This window comes from Halorubrum sp. SP9 (genome assembly GCF_005435015.1).
Lineage (GTDB): Archaea > Halobacteriota > Halobacteria > Halobacteriales > Haloferacaceae > Halorubrum > Halorubrum sodomense.
Map to the genome: position 1 here is coordinate 1 of NZ_SGXU01000040.1, position 22,051 is coordinate 22,051.

General features: G+C 70.2%; 23 protein-coding genes and 1 tRNA gene. 11 read left to right on the top strand and 13 right to left on the bottom strand.

Features of this window, described 5'->3' with window-relative positions; genetic code table 11:
• A partial coding sequence (locus EXE45_RS14655) for an enoyl-CoA hydratase/isomerase family protein (protein ID WP_137694764.1) occupies positions 1–308 on the bottom strand: 308 nt, incomplete at its 3' end.
• A 59-nt stretch (positions 309–367) separates the two neighbouring features.
• Between EXE45_RS14655 and EXE45_RS14660 the strand changes: the two genes are divergently transcribed.
• The 3 genes from EXE45_RS14660 to EXE45_RS14670 all read left to right on the top strand — a co-directional run bounded on the left by EXE45_RS14660 (position 368) and on the right by EXE45_RS14670 (position 2,552).
• Positions 368–1,030, top strand: a complete 663-nt coding sequence (locus EXE45_RS14660) for a hypothetical protein (protein ID WP_092920216.1) — start codon at positions 368–370, stop codon at positions 1,028–1,030.
• A gap of 98 nt (positions 1,031–1,128) precedes the next feature.
• Positions 1,129–1,200 (top strand) — tRNA-Thr (locus EXE45_RS14665).
• Between the two features lie 134 nt (positions 1,201–1,334).
• A complete protein-coding gene (locus tag EXE45_RS14670) occupies positions 1,335–2,552 on the top strand; it encodes an RNA-guided endonuclease TnpB family protein (RefSeq protein ID WP_167603301.1) in 1,218 nt (405 codons plus the stop codon).
• 94 nt (positions 2,553–2,646) lie between these two features.
• Here EXE45_RS14670 and EXE45_RS14675 read toward each other — a convergent pair whose 3' ends face one another.
• Positions 2,647–3,063, bottom strand: coding sequence for a dual specificity protein phosphatase family protein (locus EXE45_RS14675; RefSeq protein WP_092920218.1), 417 nt, complete (start codon positions 3,061–3,063; stop codon positions 2,647–2,649).
• Between the two features lie 133 nt (positions 3,064–3,196).
• Between EXE45_RS14675 and EXE45_RS14680 the strand changes: the two genes are divergently transcribed.
• The 6 genes from EXE45_RS14680 to EXE45_RS14705 all read left to right on the top strand — a co-directional run bounded on the left by EXE45_RS14680 (position 3,197) and on the right by EXE45_RS14705 (position 9,634).
• Positions 3,197–4,198, top strand: a complete 1,002-nt coding sequence (locus tag EXE45_RS14680) for a hypothetical protein (RefSeq protein ID WP_137694765.1) — start codon at positions 3,197–3,199, stop codon at positions 4,196–4,198.
• Between the two features lie 80 nt (positions 4,199–4,278).
• Positions 4,279–5,256, top strand: a complete 978-nt coding sequence (gene lipA, locus EXE45_RS14685; RefSeq protein ID WP_092920220.1) for a lipoyl synthase — start codon at positions 4,279–4,281, stop codon at positions 5,254–5,256.
• Positions 5,257–5,426: 170 nt separating this feature from the next.
• On the top strand, positions 5,427–6,548 hold the full coding sequence (locus tag EXE45_RS14690; RefSeq protein WP_137694766.1) for a branched-chain amino acid ABC transporter permease: 1,122 nt from the start codon (positions 5,427–5,429) through the stop codon (positions 6,546–6,548).
• A complete protein-coding gene (locus EXE45_RS14695) occupies positions 6,545–7,918 on the top strand; it encodes a branched-chain amino acid ABC transporter permease (RefSeq protein ID WP_092920222.1) in 1,374 nt (457 codons plus the stop codon). The genes EXE45_RS14690 and EXE45_RS14695 overlap by 4 nt, the downstream gene beginning before the upstream one ends.
• A complete protein-coding gene (locus tag EXE45_RS14700; RefSeq protein ID WP_092920223.1) occupies positions 7,911–8,822 on the top strand; it encodes an ABC transporter ATP-binding protein in 912 nt (303 codons plus the stop codon). The genes EXE45_RS14695 and EXE45_RS14700 overlap by 8 nt, the downstream gene beginning before the upstream one ends.
• Positions 8,819–9,634 (top strand): ABC transporter ATP-binding protein, encoded by an 816-nt coding sequence (locus tag EXE45_RS14705; RefSeq protein ID WP_241989496.1) that lies wholly within the window; start codon positions 8,819–8,821, stop codon positions 9,632–9,634. The genes EXE45_RS14700 and EXE45_RS14705 overlap by 4 nt, the downstream gene beginning before the upstream one ends.
• 97 nt (positions 9,635–9,731) lie before the next feature.
• Here EXE45_RS14705 and EXE45_RS14710 read toward each other — a convergent pair whose 3' ends face one another.
• From EXE45_RS14710 to EXE45_RS14730, 5 genes are all read right to left on the bottom strand, one after another.
• The gene (locus EXE45_RS14710; protein WP_092920224.1) at positions 9,732–11,102 is read right to left on the bottom strand and encodes an ABC transporter substrate-binding protein; all 1,371 of its coding nucleotides are present in this window, start codon (positions 11,100–11,102) and stop codon (positions 9,732–9,734) included.
• A 206-nt stretch (positions 11,103–11,308) separates the two neighbouring features.
• Positions 11,309–12,967 (bottom strand): gamma-glutamyltransferase family protein, encoded by a 1,659-nt coding sequence (locus EXE45_RS14715; RefSeq protein WP_137694767.1) that lies wholly within the window; start codon positions 12,965–12,967, stop codon positions 11,309–11,311.
• A gap of 75 nt (positions 12,968–13,042) precedes the next feature.
• Positions 13,043–13,348 (bottom strand): putative quinol monooxygenase, encoded by a 306-nt coding sequence (locus EXE45_RS14720; protein ID WP_137694768.1) that lies wholly within the window; start codon positions 13,346–13,348, stop codon positions 13,043–13,045.
• Positions 13,349–13,439: 91 nt separating this feature from the next.
• Positions 13,440–13,643 (bottom strand): hypothetical protein, encoded by a 204-nt coding sequence (locus EXE45_RS14725; protein WP_092920227.1) that lies wholly within the window; start codon positions 13,641–13,643, stop codon positions 13,440–13,442.
• A gap of 680 nt (positions 13,644–14,323) precedes the next feature.
• On the bottom strand, positions 14,324–14,980 hold the full coding sequence (locus tag EXE45_RS14730; RefSeq protein WP_092920228.1) for an HVO_0476 family zinc finger protein: 657 nt from the start codon (positions 14,978–14,980) through the stop codon (positions 14,324–14,326).
• 177 nt (positions 14,981–15,157) lie between these two features.
• Here EXE45_RS14730 and prs point away from each other — a divergent pair, with 177 nt between their 5' ends.
• Positions 15,158–16,018, top strand: coding sequence for a ribose-phosphate diphosphokinase (gene prs, locus EXE45_RS14735; RefSeq protein ID WP_137694769.1), 861 nt, complete (start codon positions 15,158–15,160; stop codon positions 16,016–16,018).
• 6 nt (positions 16,019–16,024) lie between these two features.
• Here the strand turns inward: prs and EXE45_RS14740 are convergent, their stop codons facing one another.
• The 6 genes from EXE45_RS14740 to EXE45_RS14765 form a co-directional block, all read right to left on the bottom strand.
• A complete protein-coding gene (locus EXE45_RS14740; RefSeq protein WP_137694770.1) occupies positions 16,025–16,588 on the bottom strand; it encodes a maltose acetyltransferase domain-containing protein in 564 nt (187 codons plus the stop codon).
• A gap of 83 nt (positions 16,589–16,671) precedes the next feature.
• Entirely contained in the window at positions 16,672–17,796 is a 1,125-nt protein-coding gene (locus EXE45_RS14745; protein ID WP_137694771.1) for an ATP-NAD kinase family protein, read from the bottom strand.
• Between the two features lie 489 nt (positions 17,797–18,285).
• Positions 18,286–18,984 (bottom strand): molybdopterin-binding protein, encoded by a 699-nt coding sequence (locus EXE45_RS14750; protein WP_092920233.1) that lies wholly within the window; start codon positions 18,982–18,984, stop codon positions 18,286–18,288.
• Positions 18,985–19,079: 95 nt separating this feature from the next.
• Positions 19,080–19,859, bottom strand: coding sequence for a DUF5803 family protein (locus EXE45_RS14755; protein WP_092920234.1), 780 nt, complete (start codon positions 19,857–19,859; stop codon positions 19,080–19,082).
• A 12-nt stretch (positions 19,860–19,871) separates the two neighbouring features.
• Entirely contained in the window at positions 19,872–20,573 is a 702-nt protein-coding gene (locus tag EXE45_RS14760) for a DUF2110 family protein (protein ID WP_092920235.1), read from the bottom strand.
• Positions 20,573–21,097: a transcription factor gene (locus EXE45_RS14765; protein WP_092920236.1), complete on the bottom strand. Its 525-nt coding sequence runs from the start codon at positions 21,095–21,097 to the stop codon at positions 20,573–20,575. The genes EXE45_RS14760 and EXE45_RS14765 overlap by 1 nt, the downstream gene beginning before the upstream one ends.
• Before the next feature lie 176 nt (positions 21,098–21,273).
• Between EXE45_RS14765 and EXE45_RS14770 the strand changes: the two genes are divergently transcribed.
• Positions 21,274–22,051: hypothetical protein (locus tag EXE45_RS14770; protein WP_137694772.1), on the top strand; the 778-nt coding region annotated here is incomplete at its 3' end.

A 22,051-nucleotide genomic window follows, 5' to 3' on the forward strand; every position in this document is an offset into this window, starting at 1 on the left:
CCGCGAGCCGCCCCGTCGACGCCGCAGACGACGACCGTCGGGGACTCCTCGACGGCGGTCGCCACGCGCTGGCCCCGCCGCGCGAACGCCGCCGGGTCGTCGAGCGCGGCGACCGCGTCGAGGTCGGCGCCGGCACAGAAGGCGTCGCCCGCGCCGTGGAGGTACGTCACCGGTGGACTCCCGTCGGTTTCCGACCGTTCGAACACCTCGCTCAGGGCGGTCAGATCCTCCGGACGGATCGCGTTGCGCGCCTCGGAGCGGTCGAGCGTGACGACGCGCACGTCGCCGTCGGTTCGGGTGCGGATCACGGGACTGAATCCCGTTCGTTTCCAAAGGTCTTTGCCCTTCGCTCATCTACCTGTCGGCAATGGACGATGCCGCGCGAGCGCGTGACGCCGCGCGCGAGGCGCTCGCGGACGTCGAACCCGAACAGCTCCGCGAGGCCCTCGACTCTCGACTCGTCGACGCCGCGGTGACCCCCGGCGTGCTGGCGCTGGTCACCGCTCGCGCGCTGGAGCCGGAGGTCGACCTCGACGACGTGGCCGACCGCGCCGCGGGCGTGCAGCTCATCTACGAGGGGCTGCGACTCACCCGGACGGTGGCCCGCGAGGAGCCGTGGGTGACGGCGCCGACCGCCGCCGACATCGACGCGGACATGGAGATCCTCGCGGCCGACGTGCTCGTCTCCCGCGGGTTCTCGCTTCTGGCGTGTACCGACGCCGCCCGCCCCGCGGTCGACGTGGTGCGCGCGTTCGGCCGCGACCAGACGCTGCGCGACCGCGAGGAGACGGACGCAGAGACGGCGGTCGGGCTCGACCGGAACCTGGAGGTGGATGCGCTCGAACTCGCGGTCGTCGCCGGTACCACCGCGGTCGGCGGCGACACGCCCGAGGAGCTGCTCGCGTACGCCCGCGACCTCGCCGCCGACTGCGACGGCGAGTTCCCGCCCGCGGGCCGGGCGCTGCCGGACGCGACCGCCGACCGCATCGCCGACATCTCCGACCGCGCCGTCAGCGCGACCGACCGCTGATCGGGGAGAGACCCCCCGGGGGAGGCTCCGTGATCCCCCGACGCTGCGCCCGGGAATCGAAACCCATAAAGTCGAATCCGGTCAACGACTGGTTGCGTGCCTGGGTAGCTTAGCGGTAAAGCGCGTCCTTGGTAAGGACGAGACCGGGGGTTCAAATCCCCCCTCAGGCTTTTCTTATTCTCCTCACTTTCACGTCCTCGAGAGTACGTTTCGCGAAGAGTTCTGATCAGCGAACTCGGTGAGGGCAGTGAAGTTCCCGTGACACGAGATAATCACTAAGTACCATACTGCGGTATCGAGAGACGTGGCGGACGAGTACCTGAGACGTACCGCAATTACTCGCCTAACTCTCACCAGCGAGCAGAGAACGCTGCTCGACGCCACCATCTCTGAGTGGAAACGCGCCTGTAACATCAGCAGTCGTATCGGATGGAGAGCAGATGAAGCGCGGAAAACACGTCTTCAAAAGCTCGCCTACGACGAGGTGCGAGAAGAGACACGTCTCGGGAGACAACACACGATACTCGCAACTCATCAAGCCGCAGCGGCACTCAGCGGCATCGACGATATCGAAGCTCTCGAAGAGGATTACGCCACCTCTCGGCCGGAATTCACGGCAGACACGGTGAAGTACGACACGCGCACGATGACGTTGTTCGACGACGGAACCGTCTCTCTTTCTACAGTCGGAGACCGTATCCGATGTGAACTCGTGCTGCCGGACGACGAGAACGGATACCAATACCAGTACCTCGACAGCGAGGCGTTGGAGATCACCGAATCCACACTCTCACGGCGCGATGGTGGGTACTACATTCACTTGGAGTTCCGGAAACCCAAGCCCAAGAAACGAGCCGAGGTACGGGATGACACCGAGGACAGGACAGTTCTCGGCGTCGATCTCGGTATCGCAAACATCGCGACCACCTCGACAGCGTACTTCGCATCCGGTGACGAACTCCGGCACCGACACCGAGAGTTCGAGCGGATCCGCGGTCGGCTCCAACGGACGGGTACACAGTCCGCGCACCGAACGATTCAACAGATGAGTGGGCGGGAATCGCGACACGTCCGGAACACGCTTCACGAGGTCGCCAACGACATCATCGACGAGGCCCTTGAATACGACTGCGAGTACATCGCCTTCGAGAACCTCCGGCACATCCGAGACCGTGCGCCTCGGGTGAAGGAGTTCCACCAGTGGGCGCATCGACAGCTCGTGGACATGGTAGAGTCCAAAGCGGACGCGGAGGGGCTCCGTGTCGTGTACGTGTCACCGGAGAACACGAGTCGGCGGTGCCCGGAGTGCGGTCACACGAGCGAAGGGAACCGAATCGCGCGCTCGGAGTTCGAGTGCCAATCGTGTGGTGAGACGGGGAACGCGGACTACGTCGGCGCGAAGAACGTCGGACGGAGGTACGTCCGTCGGGGCCTACAGCCGTCTCGGCGGACGGGCGACAGTCAACTCGCCCTGAAGTCAGGAACCGTGACGCCGAATCGGGGATTCGTCCCGAGCGACTGACCGTCGATGGAGGCAGAGTTCACTGACAAGTTTCGCGTCATCATTCGCGGGACGGTTGACATCTCGGCCTAGGCTCTTTCTACGACGCCGCCGCTCACTCCCGATCCCGAGCGACGAACGTCACCGCTCGCCGGACCAGCGCGTCGTGCGGATCGACCTCCGGCCGCCGCGCCAGCACCTGCTCGAACGCCTCGTCGAGTCCCCGGTCGGTCAGACGCGTCATCGCGGCCGCGGCGACCGCCGGGCTGCGCGAGGCGCCGGCCGAACAGTGGACGAGGACGCGCTGCCCGGCTTCGCGACGCGCCACGACCGTCTCCACGGCGTCGACGAACGCCGAATACTCGTTCTGCGGTCCGTCCGTCATCGGGGTATCGACGCGGGCGACGGATCCGGTGTCCGGATCGTCGTGCGTGAGGGAGACGACGGCGTCGACGCCGCGGTCCCGAAGCAGCGACTCGTCCTCGGCGTCCGACCGCGTCCCGACGAAGATTCCGGCCCCGACCTCATCCATTCCGAAACACGCTCTCGGACCGCCGTACGGTTCCCACCGGGTAAACGTCACCGGCCGTCGGATGGCTCCACGAGGGAGTGCGTCTCCCGGAGTGGGCGCTTTTTTACCTCACACACCCACACCGACACGACACATGGGCAAACACGAGCGCGGCTGGGTCGAGGCCACGGAGAAGCTGACGGCGCGGCTCGCGAACGGCGCGGAGCCGGACGCCGACCTCGGAGATCGGGGCCGGCTCGACCTCGCGGAGTCGCTCGCGGAGCGCCTCCGGAGCGACTTCCCGGGGCTGACCGCGGTGCGCCACGCCGGCAACTCCTACGACTCGCTGGGCGACCTGATCGTCGAGACGCCGGGCGGCAAGACGTTCGTCGAGGCCAAGTTCGTCGCGAGCGGCGGGACGCGGGCGAACCTCGGGCAGGACACCCTGACCCAGTTCGAACTGTTCGAGGGCGCCACCGCGTGGAGCGACTTCCGCGAGGAGATCGGCTTCCCCGAGGACCGCGAGGCGCTGCTGCGGGAGTTCGACGACTACCCGGACGACGTCCGCGACTGGTCGTACAAGTCGGCTGTGTACGACCGCGCGAAACACCTCAAGAACGTCCTCGACGTGTCGTGGGGGCAGCACACCGGATCGCGGGCCGACGAGGTGCTTGCGGACCCGGACGCGACGGAGCCGCAGCGGGAGGCGGCCCGGATAATCAACGCGATCCTCGACCTCGACCGCGAGGAGAAGCTGGCGTACTTCGACCATCTCCGCGACGCCGAGCAGAATCCGCGGAACGTCGAGACGTTCGCGCACCTCATCGTCTGCGGCTACCACACCGCCGACGCGCTCGAAGCGCACTTCGACGACGACCTCGACGAGATCAAGCGGCTGATCGAGACGAACTCCTACCGACTGTACGAGGTGAACAGAAACAGCGGGACGGTGACGGTCGAGAACCCCTCGGAGCTGCTCGCGGGCTTCGAGTGGGCGGACACGCGGGTCGAGATCCCCGAGGACGGGACCTCGGTGAGCGTGGTGACGGGGCCGCCGGACGACCGGCGACGCGTCCTGAACATCGCGTACAACTGGAAGAACAAGTTCCAGGGGATCCAGACGCCGTCGATGAACGTCTTCGTCCCCGAGGCGTAAGCCGGGGGGCCCGCCGCACCGCCCCGGCCCGAGCCGGGGGCGACCCGCACCCTTTTGCGCTCGGACGCCAAGGGTCGACCATGCAACGCGGCCGCCGGAAGCCGGACTGGCTGAAGTCGCGCCCGCCGTCCGGGAGTCGGTTCACCGAGATCAAGTCTACCCTCCGCGACCACGACCTCCACACGGTCTGCGAGGAGGCGAACTGCCCGAACATGGGCGAGTGCTGGTCAGGGGGCGCGAGCGCGCCCCCGGACGGCGAGGCGGCGGACGCCGCCGAGGGCGGCGGCACGGCGACGTTCATGCTCATGGGCGACCGCTGCTCGCGCGGCTGTAACTTCTGCGACGTCGAGACGGGCGGGATGGAGGCGCTCGACACCGACGAGCCCGCGAACGTCGCGGACGCGGTCGCGGAGATCGGCTTAGACTACGTCGTCTTGACCTCCGTCGACCGCGACGACCTCGCGGACGGGGGGTCGGCGCACTTCGCCGAGACGATCCGCGAGATCAAGCGCCGCGACCCGGAGATTCTCGTCGAGACGCTCATCCCGGACTTCCAGGGGGACCCGGCGGCGATCGACCGGATTATCGACGCGGAACCCGACGTGATCGCGCACAACGTCGAGACGGTCGAACGGCTCCAGTGGCCGGTCCGGGACCGCCGCGCGAACTACGAGCAGTCGCTCGCGGTGCTCGATCAGGTCGACCGCGAGTCCGACATCCACACGAAGACGAGCCTGATGCTCGGCGTCGGCGAGTACGACCACGAGGTGTACCGGACGCTCGGCGACCTCCGCGAGGTCGGCGTCGACGTGGTCACCTTCGGCCAGTACCTCCGGCCGTCGCGCTCGCACCTCGACGTGTTCGAGTACGTCCACCCCGACGTGTTCGAGACGTGGCGCCGGGTCGCCGAGGCGGAGTTCGACTTCCTCTACTGCGCGTCGGGCGCCATGGTCCGCTCGTCGTACAAGGCGGGCGAGCTGTTCGTCGAGGCGCTGTTGCGCGAGGGCCGGACGCCCGAGGACGCCCGGCGACACGCCCGGGCCGCGGGCGGCGACTGAGACGCGGATTTCGGAACGCGTCTGGGGGCGGATTTCGGAACGCGTCTGGGGGCGGATTTCGGAACGCGTCTCCCTCGACAGCTGTCAGGCGCTTTCGAGGTATCGACTTTTGTTCAAACAGCGAATTATTTACCTCTCGGTGTCCCACCCTGTGTCAGTGAGACGTACACATGGGAACGACTGACTCGTCGATCGTCGACTCGGCGCGGGCCAGGCCGGGGCTTCTCTTCGTCGCCCTTCTCGGCGGCCTGCTGCTCGTCGACCTCGCGGCGAAGCTCGCGGGGGTGGGCCTCGGCCCGATCGGGGGGTCGCTCTCGGTCGATCGGCTCGGCTCGAACCTCTGGAGCGGAATCGTAATCGGACTGGTGATCGGACTCGCGGGCATCGGGCTCTCGATGACGTACAGCATCCTCTCGTTCGCGAACTTCTCGCACGGGGACCTCGTCAGCGTCGGGGCGTTCTCCGGCTGGGGGATCGCCTTCCTCATCGCCGGGTTCGGCGAGATACCGGTCCGGGCGCTGCTGACCGTCCGCGACGCCGGGAACGCCTCGCCGGGCGACATCGGCGCGCACGTCCTCACGACGCCCGTGGCGATCCTCGTGGGGCTGGTCGCGGCGTTCGTCGTCACCGCGCTGCTCGCGGTGGCGCTCGATCGGGCGTTCTACAAGCCGATGCGGGACCGCGACGGCATTTCGCTGCTGATCGCCTCCATCGGCGCGGCGCTCATCGTCCGCTACCTGCTCCAGTTCGTCTACGGCTCCGACCGGCGCGGCGTGACCGCCAGCGTCGAGGCGTCGAACCTGGCGTTCGACCCGATCGGGGTCTCGGTGGACGCCCACGAACTCACCATCCTCGTGGCCGCGGTGGGGCTGATGCTCGCGATGCACGCCATGCTCCAGCACACGAAACTCGGGACCGCGATGCGGGCGATGGCCGACAACAAGGACCTCGCGCTCATCACGGGGATCCCGGCCGAGCGCGTCGTCACCGCCACGTGGATCATCGGCGGCGGGCTCGCGGGCGCGTCCGGCTACCTCTACGTGCTGCTCCGCGGGACGATCCAGTTCGACTTCGGCTGGCTCCTCCTGCTGCTCATCTTCGCGGCCGTAATCTTAGGCGGGATCGGTTCCGTCTACGGCGCCATCGCGGGCGGTCTCGTCATCGGCGTCGTGTTCACCACGTCGACGATCTGGATCCCCTCGGACTTCAACCAGGCCGCGGCGTTCGGCGTGATGATCCTCATGCTGCTGTTGCGTCCCGAAGGGCTGTTCGGCGGGGTGACGACCACATGAGCGCCGCCGACTCCCCCGACGGCGACGCGTCCGGCGGCGACGCTGCCGACGCGCCGGGCGGTCCCGAGGGCGACGCCGACGCGCCGGAGAGCGCGACGGCGGCGGTGGTCGAGGCGGCCCGGGAGAGCGACCTCGGACTCGTGATCGGGACGCTGCTCGCGATCTACGCGGCCGCGACGCTGCTGACGTTCACCAACGGGCTCAACAGCGTCGTCGGGCTCATGGAGACGCTGACGTTCCTGGGAATCGTCTACGCGCTCACCGCGCTCGCCTTGAACCTCCAGTGGGGGTACACCGGCCTCTTCAACATCGGCGTCGCCGGCTTCATGGCCGTCGGCGTGTACACGATGGGGATGGTCGTCCGGTCGCCCGACCCCGCGTTCGGCCCCCCCGGACTCGGGCTGCCGCTCCCGGTCGGGATCGTCGCCGGCACGGGGATGGCGGCGCTGCTCGGCGCCGTCGCCGCCCTGCCGGCCCTCCGGCTCAAGGCCGACTACCTCGCGATCGTGACCCTCGGTCTCTCGGAGATCGTCCGGCTGTCGCTCCAGTCGAGCGCCTTCGACAGCTTCCTGCGCGACACGATCGGGGCCGGAACGGGCGGCGGTCGCGGGATGGGAATGCCGGACAACCCGGTCCGCGACCTGTTCTTAGTCGACGGGCAGGCGGGGGATCCGACCGCGCTCGGCGACCTCGTCTTCGGCGTCTTCGGCCCCGACGGGCTCGGCATCTCGCAGCCGATCCTCATCGGGTGGGGGTACATCGCCGTCCTCGCCGTCTTCCTCGTCGGCTTCTACCTCGTCTTGGAGCGCCTCGGCCGCTCGCCGTTCGGCCGGACGATGAAGGCGATCCGGGAAGACGAACTCGTCGCCGACTCGCTCGGCAAGGACGTGAACCTCGTGAAGATCAAGGTGTTCGTCATCGGCTGCGCGCTGATGGGGCTCGCGGGCATCCTCTGGTTCGGCAGCCAGGGGAACGTCTCCCCGACCCCGCAGTTCCGCCCGCTCTTGACGTTCTACGTGTTCATCGCGGTGATCATCGGCGGATCCGGGTCGAACACCGGCTCGGTCCTCGGCGGCATCGTCTTCGCCGCGGTGCTGTTCGAGGGGCCGCGGCGCGTCGGCGGGACGGTCCGGGGGCTCATCGACGCGGAGACGCCGCCGTCGTTCGCAGACGCGGTCGCCACGCTGGACCCGGTGACGTTCCTCGCGTACGCGACCGAGAACATCGCGCCGCTCCAGTTCGTCTTCCTCGGACTCGTCCTCGTGTTCATCATTCACCGGCGGCCCGAGGGGATCCTCGGCGACCGGATCGAGACGGCCGCGGCCGTCGACCTCTCGGAGCGGCCCGCCGGAGGTGAGACCGATGAGTAGCGACGTTCCGGAGGCTGGCGACGTGGCCGACGCGGAGGACGTCGCCGACACGGTCGACGCGACGGACGCGACGGTCGACGAACCCGAGGCGAACGACAGCGCGGTCGAGGAGGCGGCGAAACACGTCCCCTCCGGGGCGCCCCCGCTCCGCGTGGAGGGGCTAGTCAAGCGGTTCGGCGGCGTCACCGCCGTCGACGGCGCCTCCTTCGAGGTGGAGTCCGGGTCGCTGACGGGACTCATCGGCCCGAACGGCGCCGGGAAGTCGACGACGTTCAACTGTATCACCGGCGTCCACGAGCCGACCGCCGGGCGGGTGTACTTCGAGGGCGAGGACGTCACCGGGCTCAGGCCCCACGAGATCGCCCGGAAGGGGCTGGTGCGGACGTTCCAGATCGCCCGGGAGCTCTCCGAGATGACCGTCTTGGAGAACCTCATGCTCGCGCCGCAGGGCCAGCTCGGCGAGTCCGCGATCCGGGCGGTGACGCCCGGGCTCCGCGGCGCGGTCGTCGCGGAGGAGACCGAGCTCCGCGAGCGGGCCTGGGAGACGCTGGAGTTCTTCGAGATCGACCACCTCGCGCACGAACCCGCGGGGAACCTCTCCGGCGGCCAGCGGAAGCTGCTGGAGATGGCCCGCGCGCTGATGACCGACCCCGAGATGGTGCTGCTCGACGAGCCGCTCGCCGGGGTCAACCCGACCCTTCAGGAGAAGCTCTTGGACCGGATCCACGACCTGCGGGCTGACGGTTACACCTTCCTGCTCGTCGAACACGACATGGACGTCATCATGAGCAACTGCGAACGCGTCATCGTCATGTACCAGGGCAGCGTGCTCGCCGAGGGGACCGGCGACGAGATACGGAACGACGAGCGGGTCATCGAGGCGTACCTGGGTGAGGACCTATGAGCGCCGACGAGACGAACGACGCGGTCGACGCGAACGACGCGGTCGAAGTCGACCGGGAGGCGGTCGAGGCCGACGCGGACGCCGGAACCGCCCACGCGATCGACGGCGACGCGATCCTGCGGATCCGCGACCTCGACGCCGGCTACGGCGACCTCCAGATCCTCTCGGACGTGGTCTTAGATGTCGCGGACGAGGAGTTCGTCACCATCGTCGGGCCCAACGGGGCCGGGAAGTCGACGGTGATGAAGACCGTCTTCGGGCTCACGACGCACATGGCCGGCACCGTCGAGTTCGAGGGAGAGCCGATCCACGGGCTCGCGCCGGAGCAGATCATCCGCGAGGGGATCGGGTTCGTCCCCCAGAACGACAACGTGTTCCCCGGGCTCAGCGTCCGCGAGAACCTCGAGATGGGCGCGTACATCCTCGACGAGGTGCCGGAAGACCAGATCGAGACGATATACGACCGGTTCCCGATCCTCCGGGAGCGCAGCGACCAGAAGGCCGGGACGCTCTCCGGCGGGCAGCGGCAGATGGTCGCGATGGGGCGGGCGCTCATGCTCGACCCGGACCTCCTACTGCTCGACGAGCCCTCGGCCGGGCTCGCCCCCGACCTCGTCTCCGACATGTTCGACCGCATCGACCGGATCAACGACTCGGGGACCGCGGTGCTGATGGTCGAGCAGAACGCGAAGGAGGCGCTGCGCCGCTGCGACCGCGGCTACGTGCTGGTGAACGGCGAGAACCGCTACACCGACCGCGGCGACGTGCTGCTCGCCGACGAGGACGTGCGGCGCGACTTCCTGGGCGGATAATCGGACTACGGTTTGGGGTCGATCGTTTACGAGTCACGCCGCCGACCGGCGCCACGGCTCACGCGCGTCGAAAAAACGGAGAAGGACTCGAAACTCCCTACTGGTTCAGCACGCTCGACCACTGGCTGGTGTACGTCGGCTGGTTCGGCTCGAAGGAGACGCGCTGCGTGATCGTCCCGTCGCGCTCCCGGAAGGCGTTCACGTACGCCTCCTCTAACGACTGTCCGTAGGCGTCGTTGAGGTACAGCGTGCCGGAGCTCTCAGCGCCGACGTTGTCGCCGACGGCGAGGTCCGCCATCGCGGGCCCCTGGAGCAGGTCGGAGGGCGCCGTCCGGAAGATGTAGCCGTTGTCCTCTAAGTCCGTCACGTTCGGGTCGGTCGACGACGGCGAGATGCCCACGACGCCGTTCGGGATGAACACCTGGTCTGCGACCTGGAGGTTGACGTTCGAGGACGCCGGACCGACGACGGCGCCGTAGCCGGCGTTGACGATGGCGTTCGCGCCCGAGATACCGGCCTGGGGGTTGGTCTGGGTGTCCTCCACGCGGGTCTCGACGTCGACGTTGATACCGGCGTCGTTGACCTGCGTCGCCGCGAGCAGCGCGCCGTCGCGGATCGGGACGCCGAGCGGACCGAGGTCACCCGTCTCCGGCATCAACACGCCGACCCGAGCGGTGAACGAGTCGACGCCGACGGGGGGTTCGGCCGTCGCGTTCAGGTCCTCCTCGGTGAGGTCGTTCCCGAACTCGACGGTGTCGATGGTCTCCAGTTCGCCGTCCTGGAAGTCGATGATGTCGTAGGCGGCCGTCGCGATGTCGCCGTTGATGTCGAAGTTGACCCTCGAGGACGCGCCGACGTACTGGACGGGGTCGCCGCCCGCAACGGTCTCGACCGCGTCCGGGAGGTCCGCGGGTCCGAACTCCTCGCCGCCGGGGTTGGCGACGGTCCGAACGCGGTCGCGGATCGCCTCGCCGTCGTTCTCGCCCGCGGCGGTGGCCGCGAGGATCTGGACCGCCATCGCGTCGTACGCCTGCGCGGTGAACACGCCCGGCGCCTCGCCGTACGCCTCCTCGTACGACGACGTGAAGAACTCCGCGCCCGGACCGCCCGCGGAGGGCGCGGTGCCGATCACGTTGTTCATGTCGTTGTCGACCTCGCTCGGGAGGTCCCTGTCGATCAGGCCGTCGGGGACGATGATGTCCAGATCGGGCGCGCTGTCGGCGAACTCCGAGTAGAAGTCGCGGAACAGCTGAATGCCGGACTGCGGGAACCCGACGACCATCACGGCGTCGGGGATGCTGCTGGCGTCGCCCCCGCCGCCGTCGGATCCGTTGCCGCCGCCGGATCCGTTGCCACCACCGGTTCCGTTGCCGCCGTCACCGCTCTCCGTCGAACAGCCGGCGAGCCCCGCGATACCGACCGCGCCGGCACCCCTGAGTACGTCGCGTCGCTGGATTCTTCGCTTCATCCTGTGATCGTATACCATACGAGCCGTTATAAGCGTATCCACGACCACAAATACGACACCGGTCGAATTCGACCGGATCGGACGGCTCCCGTCGCGTATCGATGCGCTCTACCGACGGTTCGTCGATCGGCTCCCGAGCCCGAACCGGCCTCATTTTCTCGCGCCGATAGCAACTCGGCCGGCGCCGCGAACGCGGGCGCCTCGCCTCAGTACCCCTGCGCGTTCCCGTCCTTCCGGGGTTCCGTGGCGGCCGACAGGACCCCGTCTTCGTTCCGGACGATCTGCGCGCCGCCGAACATGACGGGCGAGAGCGTCCGCACGTCGTGATTCTTACGAACGAGCTTGGCCGCGGCGTCGTCGTCGAAGTGGGGTTCGAGCGCCAGCTCGCCGCTCTCGCGGTAGCGCCAGCGCGGTTCGTCGAGCGCGCGCTGGAGCGGCATGTCGTAGTCGACGAGGTTCGAGATCACCTGGACGTGACCCTGTGGCTGCATGTATCCGCCCATCACGCCGAACGCCGCCCAGTCGTCCTCGTCGAACCGGACGACGCCCGGGATGAGCGTGTGGAACGGGCGCTTGCCCGGTTCCAGCGCGTTCGGGTGGTCCGGGTCGAGCGAGAACGACGCGCCGCGGTTCTGGAGCGCGATGCCCGTGTCGCCGGCAACGAGCCCGGAGCCGAAGCCGGCGAACCGCGAGTTGATGTACGAGACGACGTTGCCGGCGTCGTCGGCGACGGTGAGGAGGACGGTGTCGGCGTCCTCGGCGTTCGCGTTCGGGACGCCGAAGGAGACGTCGTGGGAGGCGGTCGCTCCGACGCCCGCGGCGCGCTCGCTCGCCCACTTGCCCGACGCGAGCGGCGGGACCTCCTCGTAGTCGGGGTCGGTGATGTAGCGGTGGCCGTCGTGGAACGCCCGCTTCATGGCCTCCGCGAAGTAGTGGACGCGCTCCGGCGAGTCGTAGTCGTACTCGCCCGCCCCGAGCTCCGCGGCGACGTTGAGCGCCTCCAGGGCGATCAGCCCCTGGTTGTTCGGCGGGAGCTCGTACACCTCGGCACCGTTGTAGGTCGTCGACACCGGATCGGGCCATTCGACCTCGAAGCCGGCGAGGTCGTCGACGGTCATGAACCCGCCCCGCGACCGGACCTCGTCGGCGATGGCCTCGCCGATCTCGCCCTCGTAGACGACGTCCGCGCCCTCCTCGGCGATCTTCCGCATGGACTCGCCGAGCCGCGGCATCGTCACCGTCTGCCCGACGGCCGGCGGTTCGTCGTCGAACAGGAACGCCTCGCGGGCGTGGTCCTCGGTGAACAGCGCGTCGGCGCTCGCCCAGTAGGAGGCGATCACCTCGGACACCGGGTACCCCTCGGTCGCGTAGCGGATGGCCGGATCGAGCGCGTCGGCGAGACTGAGCCGGCCCAGCTCCTCGACGGTCGCCTCCCAGCCGCGGGCCGTCCCCGGGATCGTGACCGCGTGCGGGCCGTAGAACGGCATCCCGGCCTCGCCGGCGTCGTCGACCGCGTAACCGCCGTCGTCCGGGTAGTAGGAGTCCGCGTCGTCGTCCTCCGCGAGCGCCGCCTTGACGTTCTCGATCGTCGCCTCCGCGGGCGCCCCGCCGCACGATCGCATCGCGCCGACCTCGCCGTCGGCGGTCCGGTACAGCGCGAACACGTCGCCGCCGAGGCCCGTCGAGGTCGGCTCGACGACGTTGAGCGCGGCCGCGGTCGCGACCGCGGCGTCGAACGCGTTACCGCCCTCGCGGAGGACCTCGATCCCCGCCTCGCTCGCGAGCGGCTGACTGGTCGCCACCACGCCGCGTTGACCGTACACGGTGGACCGGCGCGACGTGAATCGGTCTAAGTCTGGATCCATACGAACCCGTCCGGCGCGCGGGAGAATAAACCACCGACCGGATCTATCCGGTGTCTACCGTCCGGATCGGGCGGCTCAGGAGTGTTTCGCGGCGAGGACCTCGATCTCGTCGACCTGCGGGTCCTCGACGAACAGCTCGTCGGCCCGCTCGAACAGCTCCGCGGCGATCTCGCCGTCGAGGTGCGCCTGTCGGCCTTCCTCGTCGGGGAACGTGTCGAAGATGCCGAACGTGGTCTCGTCGAGCCGCAGCGCGAACCACGTCGTCGTCTGCTCCTCGGCCTCGGCCGCGGGGAGCGCGGACTCGAGGAACTCGGCCACTTCGTCCGCCTTCTCGGGCTTGGCTTCGAGCCGTGCCTGAAGCGCGTACTCGGAGTCGGACATTCCGTTAGATCGGAGGGCTGCGAACGGTTTAACCCCCGTGACACCGGGGATCCGGTCAATCCGAATCGACCGCCACGAGCGGCGGCCCGCCTCAGTCCTCGAACTCGGCGTAGTGCCGCACTAACCCGCACTCGGGGCACATCACCGTCGTCAGCTCCTTACGCTCGTTCATTCCCAGCTTGCCGAGCAGCCCGGACCGCTTCTCGCCGGTCCTGACGTGGGCGTTCCACGCGTCACCCATGCTGAACTCCACTTCCTCCATCGTGACGCCGCAGTCGGGACAGCGGTGGTCCATGTCTGTGGCGTCGCCCGGCGGCGTGAAAACGGTTGGTCCGTGGCGATCGCCGGGGCCCGCGGGGTCGGCGGGCTGAGCGTGACCGTCGCCAAGTGGCTCGTCGTCTTCGTGTTCCTCGCTATCGCCTCGTTCGTGCCGTGACGGCCCGACCGCGGCGCTCGGCGGTGAAAAGCCGGCCTCGGTACTCATAGGGCTCGTCGTCGCCGGGTGCCGAGTCCGGCTCGGAGCGGTGGTTCGTCATCGGCCGCTCGCCGGTAGTCGCGCCGCCGAATAAAAGGATCCGGCCGCGGCGTCAGTGCGACGAGCCGGCGTACTCGTTCCAGCGGTCGGTGCCGTTCGCGATCCGCCGGGTGTCGGACGGGTCGAACGTCCCCGCCGCCTGCGCGACCGCCTCGGCGGCGGTCGGCAGGCCGTCGGTCCCGTCGTCGGCGTCGGTCGCACCGCCGTCAGCCGGGTTCGTCGATGGACCCGATCGGTCGGTCGTCGGTTCGGTCTCGGTCGCCTCGCGCGTGCTCGGACCGGCGGGACCGGTCGCCGTCCCCGCCGTCGAGCGTGCGTCAGTCGTGTACTACGGGCGGCACGACTCGGGAAAGGGGCGTATCCTTCATAATTGTTTATGTTAGTACGAGCCTCGCCGCCGCGGCGGATCGTGCGGCGGGGGCGGCGCGGGCCGGTCGGTCCTACCAGGCCGACCACGCGGTGAGCGTCTCGTCGCGGGCGTACACGCGTTTGAGGTCCTTCGCGTAGGCGAGGTCGCCGGGGTGATCGAGCTTCTCGTGGCGGTACTCCGGCGCGTCCTCGCGGATCTGAAGCCCCTCGACGGTGAACTCCTCCTCACCGAACTCCACCGTCTCGTCGACGGTGAACTCGTAGTCCCCGGGGACGTTCACCCGCAGCGAGCGCGTCTGGTCCGCGTCGCCGTCCTTCGGATGGAGCGTGACGGGGACCGCGACGTTGTCGACCGCGCGGGTCCACAGCGTCTCCACGTCGGTGATGTCCGCCTCCTCGACGCGCTCTTCGGGGCCGAGTTCGATCCCCGTGATCCGCACCTGCATCAGCGCCTCGTCGGTGTCGACGACGAACTCCTCGCCGGCGGCCACGTCGCCCTCGGCGGGCACGTCCATCGTCGTCGTGAACGAGTCGCCGTCCTGTGAGACGACGATCGACACGGAGACCGTCTCCTCCTCGGGGATCTCGGTCTTGTGGGTGTGGTCGCACTCGGTACAGCGCACGGTGGCCTGCCCGCCCGGACTGAGGACCTCGTGGACGGTCGGCTCGGCGGGCGAACACGACGGACAGGGGAGCCCGACGCGCGCGCCGGCTTCGGTTTCGGTCATTGGGGCTCGTACCCGCCCCGCCCGTAAATATCCGCCCCTGTGGGGCCGGTGTGGGTCGCGCTCGCGTGGCGCTCGGCGGCCGGAGCGTCCCGCCGGCGCGGTTCCGGCGGGGGGAGCGTCCCGTCGGAGCCGCGCGGTAAGGAAACTGGTTTACCGGAGTCCGCGGAACGGTCGCCCATGATCGTACCCGGGTCCAGCTCGCAGCAGCTCGCGGCCGCGCTCGCCGCGGAGACGGGCCGGGCGCTCGCGACCCCGACATACGACCGGTTCCCCGACGGGGAGGGGCTCGCCGCGGTGCCCGACTTCGACGCCGACGAGGCCGTGATCGTCGCCGCGACCGACTCCGACGAGGCGTGGGTGGAACTGCTCCAGCTCCAGGACGCCGTCCGCGAGGCCGGCGCGACGGACGTGACGACAGTGATCCCGTACATGGGCTACGCGCGCCAGGACGCCTCGTTCGGCGACGGCGAACCGGTCTCGGCCCGCGCGATGGCGAGGGCGATCTCGACCGGGACCGACCGCGTCCGCCTCGTCAACCCTCACGAGGCGACGGTCGCCAGCTTCTTCGACGTTCCGGTCGAGACGGTCGACGCCGCGGGCGTCCTCGCGGACCCGCTCCCGGCCGACCTCGACGACCCGCTCTTCCTCGCGCCCGACGAGGGCGCGATCGACGCGGCCGCCACCGTCCGCGACGCGTACGGCGCCGGCGAGACGGACTACTTCGAGAAGCACCGCGACCGCGAGACGGGCGCCGTCGCGGTGTCGCCCTCCGACGCCCCCGTTTCGGACCGGGACGTGGTCGTCGTCGACGACATCATCGCCACCGGGTCGACGATGAGCGAATCGGTCGGGGTCCTCACCGACCGCGGCGCCGCGCGGGTGCTGACGGCCTGCGTCCACCCGGTCCTCGCGGCCAACGCGGTGACGAAGCTCCGCGCCGCCGGCGTCGACCGGATCGTCGGCAGCGACACCGTCGAACGGGGCTGTAGCGTCGTCAGCGTCGCGCCCGTCGTGGCCGACGCGCTCGACGAGCCGTAACCGAGATCACTCGCCGTCGATCTCTCGGATCGCCTCGGCCGGGTTGCCGCCGACCACCGTGCGCGCCGGCACGTCGTCGACCACGACGGCCCCGGCCGCGACGACCGCCCCGTCCCCGATCTCGACGCCCGGCGTGATCACCGCCCGCCCGCCGATCCAGACGTCGTCGCCGACCGTCACCGGCTCGCCGAACTCTCGGCCGGCCGCGCGCTCGTCGGGATCGATCGGGTGCGTCGCGGTGTAGACGTGGACGCCGGGGCCGAGCAGGCAGTTCCCGCCGAACGCGATCGGCGCGGCGTCCAAGAAAACGCAGCCGTAGTTCGCGAAGAAGCCGTCGCCGACGCCGACGTTGTACCCGTAGTCGCACCGGACGGGCGGCATGACCGTCGCGTCGCCGCGGACCTCGCCGAACAGCTCTCCGAGGAGTCGCTCTCGGCGGTCTGTCTCCGTCGGGGCAGTGGCGTTGTACCGGCGACAGCGACCGCGCGCGCGCCGGCGGTCGGCGGCGAGTTCCGGATCCGTCGGGTCGTACGCCTCGCCGGCCAGCATCCGCTCCTTCTCACGTCCCATACGGCTCCCGACGCGGCGAGCGACAAAGGGCTGTCCGTCGCGGCGAGCGGCGTCGTCCCCGTTCCGGAACCCGCGCGGCCGCGTCAGACGATCTTCATCATCCGCGTCTCGAACTTGCCGACGCGGACGCGGACCCACCCCGCCAGCTCCGCGTCGAGGTCGGGGTCGTCGGTGTCGACGCGGAGCGCGCGTACGCCGTCGAGTTTCGCCCGCGACGCGACAATTCGGAGGTCGCAGCGCCGGATCACGGCCGGCGAGATCTGGGGGTTGCCGCGGCCGAAGACGAACCCCTGCCCGCCGATGGGAGAGACGACGACGACGTTCTCCTCGCCGAGCGCGTCGAGGATCGCCGCCTCCGTCGCGTCCCGGACGATCACCTCGCCGTCGCGCCAGACGTCGACGCCGATCGGCGACGGCTCGAAGCCGAGCTCGTCCTTGATCGCTCCCACCGTCGACCCCGGGCCGAGAACGAAGGTGACGCCCTCGCCGTCGCGCTCGCGGACGTCGGCCGCGACGCCCTCCGCCAGCGACTCGACGGTCCCGCTCGCGGTCTGTTTCGACGACTGGAGGTCGTCCGCGACGGGGACGTGGGCGACGCCGCGCAGCGTGGGGTTGACCTCGCCCTCGCGGTAGGCGTCCTCGTCGATGTCCATCACCTCGCGGCGCTCGGTCCGCGAGAACGAGGCCGCGACCTCGGCGGCGTCCTCCGGCGACACCGCGAACACCGACGAGTACACCTTCACGCCGGCCGGGACGCCGAGCATCGGTACGTCGGTCCCCTCCAACGCCTCCGCGACGTCCGCGGCGGTCCCGTCGCCCCCGACGAATAAGACGAGGTCGACGGGGTCGCCGTCGCTCGCTTCGACCCCGTCCTCCCCGCCGACCCCCGCGAACGCCCGCACGACCGCGGCGGTGTGCGCCGCGGTCGTCCCCGTCGGCTCCGGCGTCTCGCCCCCGAACGGGTCGACGACGCGGACCGGGTCGAAGCCCGCCTCGCGGACGACCGACTCCCCCATCGGGTCCGCGGCCACCGAGACGGCCGCGTCGGGGGCGACCGCGGCCAGCCGGTCGAGCGTCCGCCGCGCCCGGTCCGGCGCCCGCGGCTCGGCGCCGCGCTCGACCGCCTCGGCCACCTTCCCGTCGGTCCCCTTCAACCCGACGCGGCCGCCCATTCCGGCGACCGGGTTCACCGCGATCCCCACGTGCATGCCCGACGTTCACCGCGCCGGCCTCTTAAGCGAGCCGCGTCCGGCCGACGCGGGCGGCCCCCGCCCGTCCGATCGGCTGATAAAATCCCCCGACAACGAGACACGGGACCCAACAGGCGTCGGCTCGTAGCCCCGAGCGCCGATGGAACGAGCCCGCCATCGGCGACGCGAGCCGCTCGTCTCACCGGGACTGGATCCCTCCCTCGGTAGCTGCCACGCGCCCGCGCCGTCCGGTCCCGTTTTCGCGTCCGCGCGGCGGCGTCCGTCCGTCCGGCGACGCTCGCCCCGTCCGAGAATCAACGCTTAAGACGCCCCCAAGATAACGCCGAGACATGATCCTCGAAGCCGCCGTGACGGAGCCGCTGCCGATCAGCGCGACCGCGGGCGCGGTCCTGCTCGCGAGCCTCGCGCTCGTCGCCGTGTGGGTCGCGTACCTGTACCGCTAGAAGCCTCTCCTCCGACCGCCTCGCCGCCTCGTCCGCCGCCCGCTCAGGCGGACTCGTCCTCGACCGCGTCCGCGCGTTCCCGGACCCACGCCGCCGCGCGCTCGGCCTCCGCCTCGCTTTCGGCGGTTATCTTCACGGTCACGACCTCGCCCGGGTACGAGCCGACGCGCACGTCGAACCGCTCCCGCAGCGACGCGATCCGGTCGAGCAGTTCGCTCTCCGGCTCGTCGACGTCGACCGTGAGCACGTGGGTGAGCGTCCCCGCGAACTCGTCTTCGACCAGCTCGAACATCGCCTTCATCTCCGCCGGAACCCCCGGCAGGACGTAGACGGACTCGACGACCGCGCCGGGCGCGACCCCGGCCTCGTTCGGGAGCGGCCGGCAGTCGGCGGGGAGGTGCGTCGTCTCCGCCGCGAGGTCGTCCCCGCTGTACCCGCGCTCTGCGAGCCACGCTGCCGCCGCTTCGTTCTCGACGAGGCCGCGCCCGAACGCGGCCGCGACCCCCTCCATCGTCACGTCGTCGTGGGTCGGCCCGAGCCCGCCGGTGACGATCACGGCGTCGTACTCGGCGCGGTACTCGTTGACGACGCGCGCGATCTCGCTCACCTCGTCCGGCACGACGGTCACCCGTCGCACCCTGACGCCCCGGACGTCGAGCCGGTCGCAGAGCCAGGTGGCGTTCGTGTTCTCGGTGTCCCCGACGAGGAGTTCGTCCCCGACGGTGACGACGGCGGCGTTCATACTCGTCTCAAGCGGCGCGCGGTAGAAAAGGACCGCGACGCGGACGGGCGCGGCGAGTCGGAGGGCGCCGGGCGGGTCACGGACGGACGCGCCCGCTAGAGCCAGCCGTCGTCGTCCCGGTCGTCGTCGACGCCGAGTCCGAGGTCGCGGCGGCGCTCGCGGAGCGCCTCCAGCTGGCGTCGGAAGTAGAGCGTCCCGACGACCGCGGCGATCGCGGCGACGACGAGGATGACGCCGAACACCACCAGGTCGCCCTCGCGGTACGACTGGACGACGATCGATCCGCCCGTCACCTCGTCCCACACGATCCGGTCGCGGCCGTCGACCGTCACGACCGAGTGGTCGCGCGGCGAGACGTGGCCGACGATCGGCGCGTCGGTGCTGAACCCGGGCGGAAGCGTCACCGCGTACGACCCGTCGACGTACGCCCGCATGGTGAACCGGCGCGGCGATCCGGCGCCCGAGAACGCGATTTTCCCGCCGGCCATCTCGTCCGCGAACCGGATCCACGTCTCGTCGGTGGTCCGCTCGACCTCGCCGCCGCGGGCGCGGAACTCGCTTCCGTTGATCACCTCGCCGTCGGGGTACCGGTACCGGAGCGCCTCGAACTGTAGCGGCTGATCGCCCGCGTACGGCGTCTGCTGATACAGCCGGATCTCCTCCCGGTCACCGACCGCGTACACGACTGTGTACCGCCCGTCGGTGGAGAGGTCGAACGCGGCGTCGCGGTCCGTGTCGAAGTCGTACTCGCGAGGGGGCTCGGCGTCGAGCGTCTCGTTCGTCACCTCGCCGCCGCCGGTCGCGTAGCCGAGACAGCCGGCGCTGACCGCGAGGAGGGCGATCGCCGCCGCCGCGAGCGCGAAGCGTCGGTTCACGATTGATTCGGGTTAGACGACGCACCGCATCTCCGCCGGGAGGTACGAGCCGATGGCGGCGAGTAACCCCGGCGGGTCGGTGCCTTCCGCGCAGACGATGCTCTGTTCGAGGAGCCCCAGTCGCTCGACCGTGACGATGTCCTGCGCGTGGCCCGCGCGGTTCACCGTCGCCCGCGTCTCGCCGCGGGTCGCGGAGTTGACGTTCACGCGCCCGTCACCGCGCCGCCAGTCGTACAGGCGGTCGCGCTCGGCGTCCGCGAGCCGGGACGGTCCCGCCTCGTCGCCGTCGGCGTCCGGGCCGCCGCCGTAGACGAACCGCATCGGGAGGTGCTGGACGAGGCCGAACCGCTCGACGACCTGCTGTGGCGAACCGACGCCGAGGCCGAGTTCGTCCGCGGGGACGAACACGTCGACGCCGGCGTCGAGCGTGATTCCCACGTCGTCCCACGACTCGAGGGTCCCGACGTACGCCTCGCCGGCCTCCAGTCCGCCGTCGTGGGCGGTGACCTCTCCCCACGTCTCCGCGAGGACGTTGCGCGCGACCGGGGCGTCCTCGCCCGTCACGTCGACCTGGACGAAGTCGTCGTCGCGGACGCCCACCCGCCAGTCGACGTCGAGCTCGCCCACGTCGTTGGCGACGAGCGAGTTCATCCCGTCGAGCGCGCGGTCGCGGGCGTCGCCCTCGACGTAGCACTTGGTTGCGAGGACGACCATCAGCCGGTCACGTCCACGTTGAGCTCGTCGCGAAGCTCGTCGATCCGCCGGTCCATCGCGTCGCGGAGCCGGTCGTTGTCCATCGCGTCCAGCGGCGAGCCGCACTCGGGACACTCGAACCCGAAGTCCATCGCCTCGCCGAACTCGAACCGCATCGAACACACCTCACAGAGGTAGAACTCGTGGGTGCGCTCGTACTCCTCGCGCTCCTCCAAGGCGTCGAGCAGCCGGTACATCTCCTCCTGGAGGTTCTCCGGGATGTTGTCGTAGTGGAACGTCCACAGGTACGTGAGCCACCCGGAGTCCTCGTCGCGGACGCGGCGGTACGTCGCGAGGTCGTTCTCGTAGAGGATGAACAGCGCGCGACGCACGTCGTTGAGCTCCAGGCCGAGCTCCTCGGCCAGCTCCTCGTCGGTGACCTCGCCGTCCGGCGGCGCGGCCGCGACCGGCATCCCCGTCGGCCCCACCAGCTCGTGGAGGTACTTCTGGATGACGGGGTCGTTCAGTAGATCCTCAAAAGCCATTACGAGAATTTGGTGGAGGAACCGGGTTAAAAGCTCCGAAAGGCGCGGTCGCGACCGCCCCGTCGAGCCGGGGAGGTCGGCCTCTCGAACCGCCCCGCCGGACTGACCTCCCGAACCGCGGCGAGCGACCCGCGGGTCCGGCAGAGCTTTACGCGCCGTGGCTCACACTCGGCCGTATGACGGACTCGGTCGACGGGCGAGGGCGACGCGCGCTCGGCGCCCTCGCGCTCCTCGCGGTTCCGGTCGTGCTGGCGGCGGTCCCGCTGGTCCCGGTCGCCGCGCTCCTCGGCCCCGCCGGACTCGGGGTGATCCCCCTCGGAGCGCCGGGAGGACTCCTCGCGGCCGTCGTCGTCGGTCCCGCCGGCTCCGCGCTCCTCGGTCCGGTCCTCGTCGACAGACGGGTCTCGCGGCTCCCCGACGCCGGCCTCGACGACCGCCGCGCCGACTTCGTCGCCGACCGCGTCGAGGCGCTCGCGGCCGAGGTCGGCGTCGACGCGCCCGCGGTAACCGCGGTCCGCGCCGACGCGGCGAACGTCGCCGTCACGGACGGCTACCGCGGCTCGCGGCTCGTGGTCTCGACGCGCCTGCTCGCGCTCCCGGAGGCGGACCGCGACGCCGCGCTGCGGCACGCGCTCGTCAGGCTCCGGACGCGCGGGGCGACGCTGACGACCGCGACGCTCCCGGCGCTGGCGGCCGTCGAGACGGCGGCGCTGCTCGCGACGCTGCTCGTCGGGCGCCGGGGAGACCGCACCGCCGCGGACCGTCGCGTCAACCGGATCCACGGATACGAGCCGGACCGCGAGCGCGTCCCGTCGTGGGCGTACGCGGTCGCGGGGACCCTGTGCTGGCTGGTACTCCTCCCGGCGTGGATCCCCGCCACCGTCGGCGACCGGCTCTCCGTCGCGGGCGGACGCCGCGCCGCCGACGCGCTCGGCGCCGTTCGGGCTCACGGTG

Excerpts from the sequence above, each read along its gene's own strand:
- EXE45_RS14765 (WP_092920236.1), bottom strand. The coding sequence starts at position 21,097 with ATGGCTTTTGAGGATCTACTGAACGACCCCGTCATCCAGAAGTACCTC.
- EXE45_RS14760 (WP_092920235.1), bottom strand. The coding sequence starts at position 20,573 with ATGGTCGTCCTCGCAACCAAGTGCTACGTCGAGGGCGACGCCCGCGAC.
- EXE45_RS14730 (WP_092920228.1), bottom strand. The coding sequence starts at position 14,980 with ATGACCGAAACCGAAGCCGGCGCGCGCGTCGGGCTCCCCTGTCCGTCG.
- EXE45_RS14725 (WP_092920227.1), bottom strand. The coding sequence starts at position 13,643 with ATGGACCACCGCTGTCCCGACTGCGGCGTCACGATGGAGGAAGTGGAG.
- EXE45_RS14710 (WP_092920224.1), bottom strand. The coding sequence starts at position 11,102 with ATGAAGCGAAGAATCCAGCGACGCGACGTACTCAGGGGTGCCGGCGCG.
- EXE45_RS14715 (WP_137694767.1), bottom strand. The coding sequence starts at position 12,967 with ATGGATCCAGACTTAGACCGATTCACGTCGCGCCGGTCCACCGTGTAC.
- lipA (WP_092920220.1), top strand. The coding sequence starts at position 4,279 with ATGCAACGCGGCCGCCGGAAGCCGGACTGGCTGAAGTCGCGCCCGCCG.
- prs (WP_137694769.1), top strand. The coding sequence starts at position 15,158 with ATGATCGTACCCGGGTCCAGCTCGCAGCAGCTCGCGGCCGCGCTCGCC.
- EXE45_RS14660 (WP_092920216.1), top strand. The coding sequence starts at position 368 with ATGGACGATGCCGCGCGAGCGCGTGACGCCGCGCGCGAGGCGCTCGCG.
- EXE45_RS14720 (WP_137694768.1), bottom strand. The coding sequence starts at position 13,348 with ATGTCCGACTCCGAGTACGCGCTTCAGGCACGGCTCGAAGCCAAGCCC.
- EXE45_RS14700 (WP_092920223.1), top strand. The coding sequence starts at position 7,911 with ATGAGTAGCGACGTTCCGGAGGCTGGCGACGTGGCCGACGCGGAGGAC.
- EXE45_RS14695 (WP_092920222.1), top strand. The coding sequence starts at position 6,545 with ATGAGCGCCGCCGACTCCCCCGACGGCGACGCGTCCGGCGGCGACGCT.
- EXE45_RS14680 (WP_137694765.1), top strand. The coding sequence starts at position 3,197 with ATGGGCAAACACGAGCGCGGCTGGGTCGAGGCCACGGAGAAGCTGACG.
- EXE45_RS14745 (WP_137694771.1), bottom strand. The coding sequence starts at position 17,796 with ATGCACGTGGGGATCGCGGTGAACCCGGTCGCCGGAATGGGCGGCCGC.
- EXE45_RS14750 (WP_092920233.1), bottom strand. The coding sequence starts at position 18,984 with ATGAACGCCGCCGTCGTCACCGTCGGGGACGAACTCCTCGTCGGGGAC.
- EXE45_RS14705 (WP_241989496.1), top strand. The coding sequence starts at position 8,819 with ATGAGCGCCGACGAGACGAACGACGCGGTCGACGCGAACGACGCGGTC.
- EXE45_RS14740 (WP_137694770.1), bottom strand. The coding sequence starts at position 16,588 with ATGGGACGTGAGAAGGAGCGGATGCTGGCCGGCGAGGCGTACGACCCG.
- EXE45_RS14675 (WP_092920218.1), bottom strand. The coding sequence starts at position 3,063 with ATGGATGAGGTCGGGGCCGGAATCTTCGTCGGGACGCGGTCGGACGCC.
- EXE45_RS14690 (WP_137694766.1), top strand. The coding sequence starts at position 5,427 with ATGGGAACGACTGACTCGTCGATCGTCGACTCGGCGCGGGCCAGGCCG.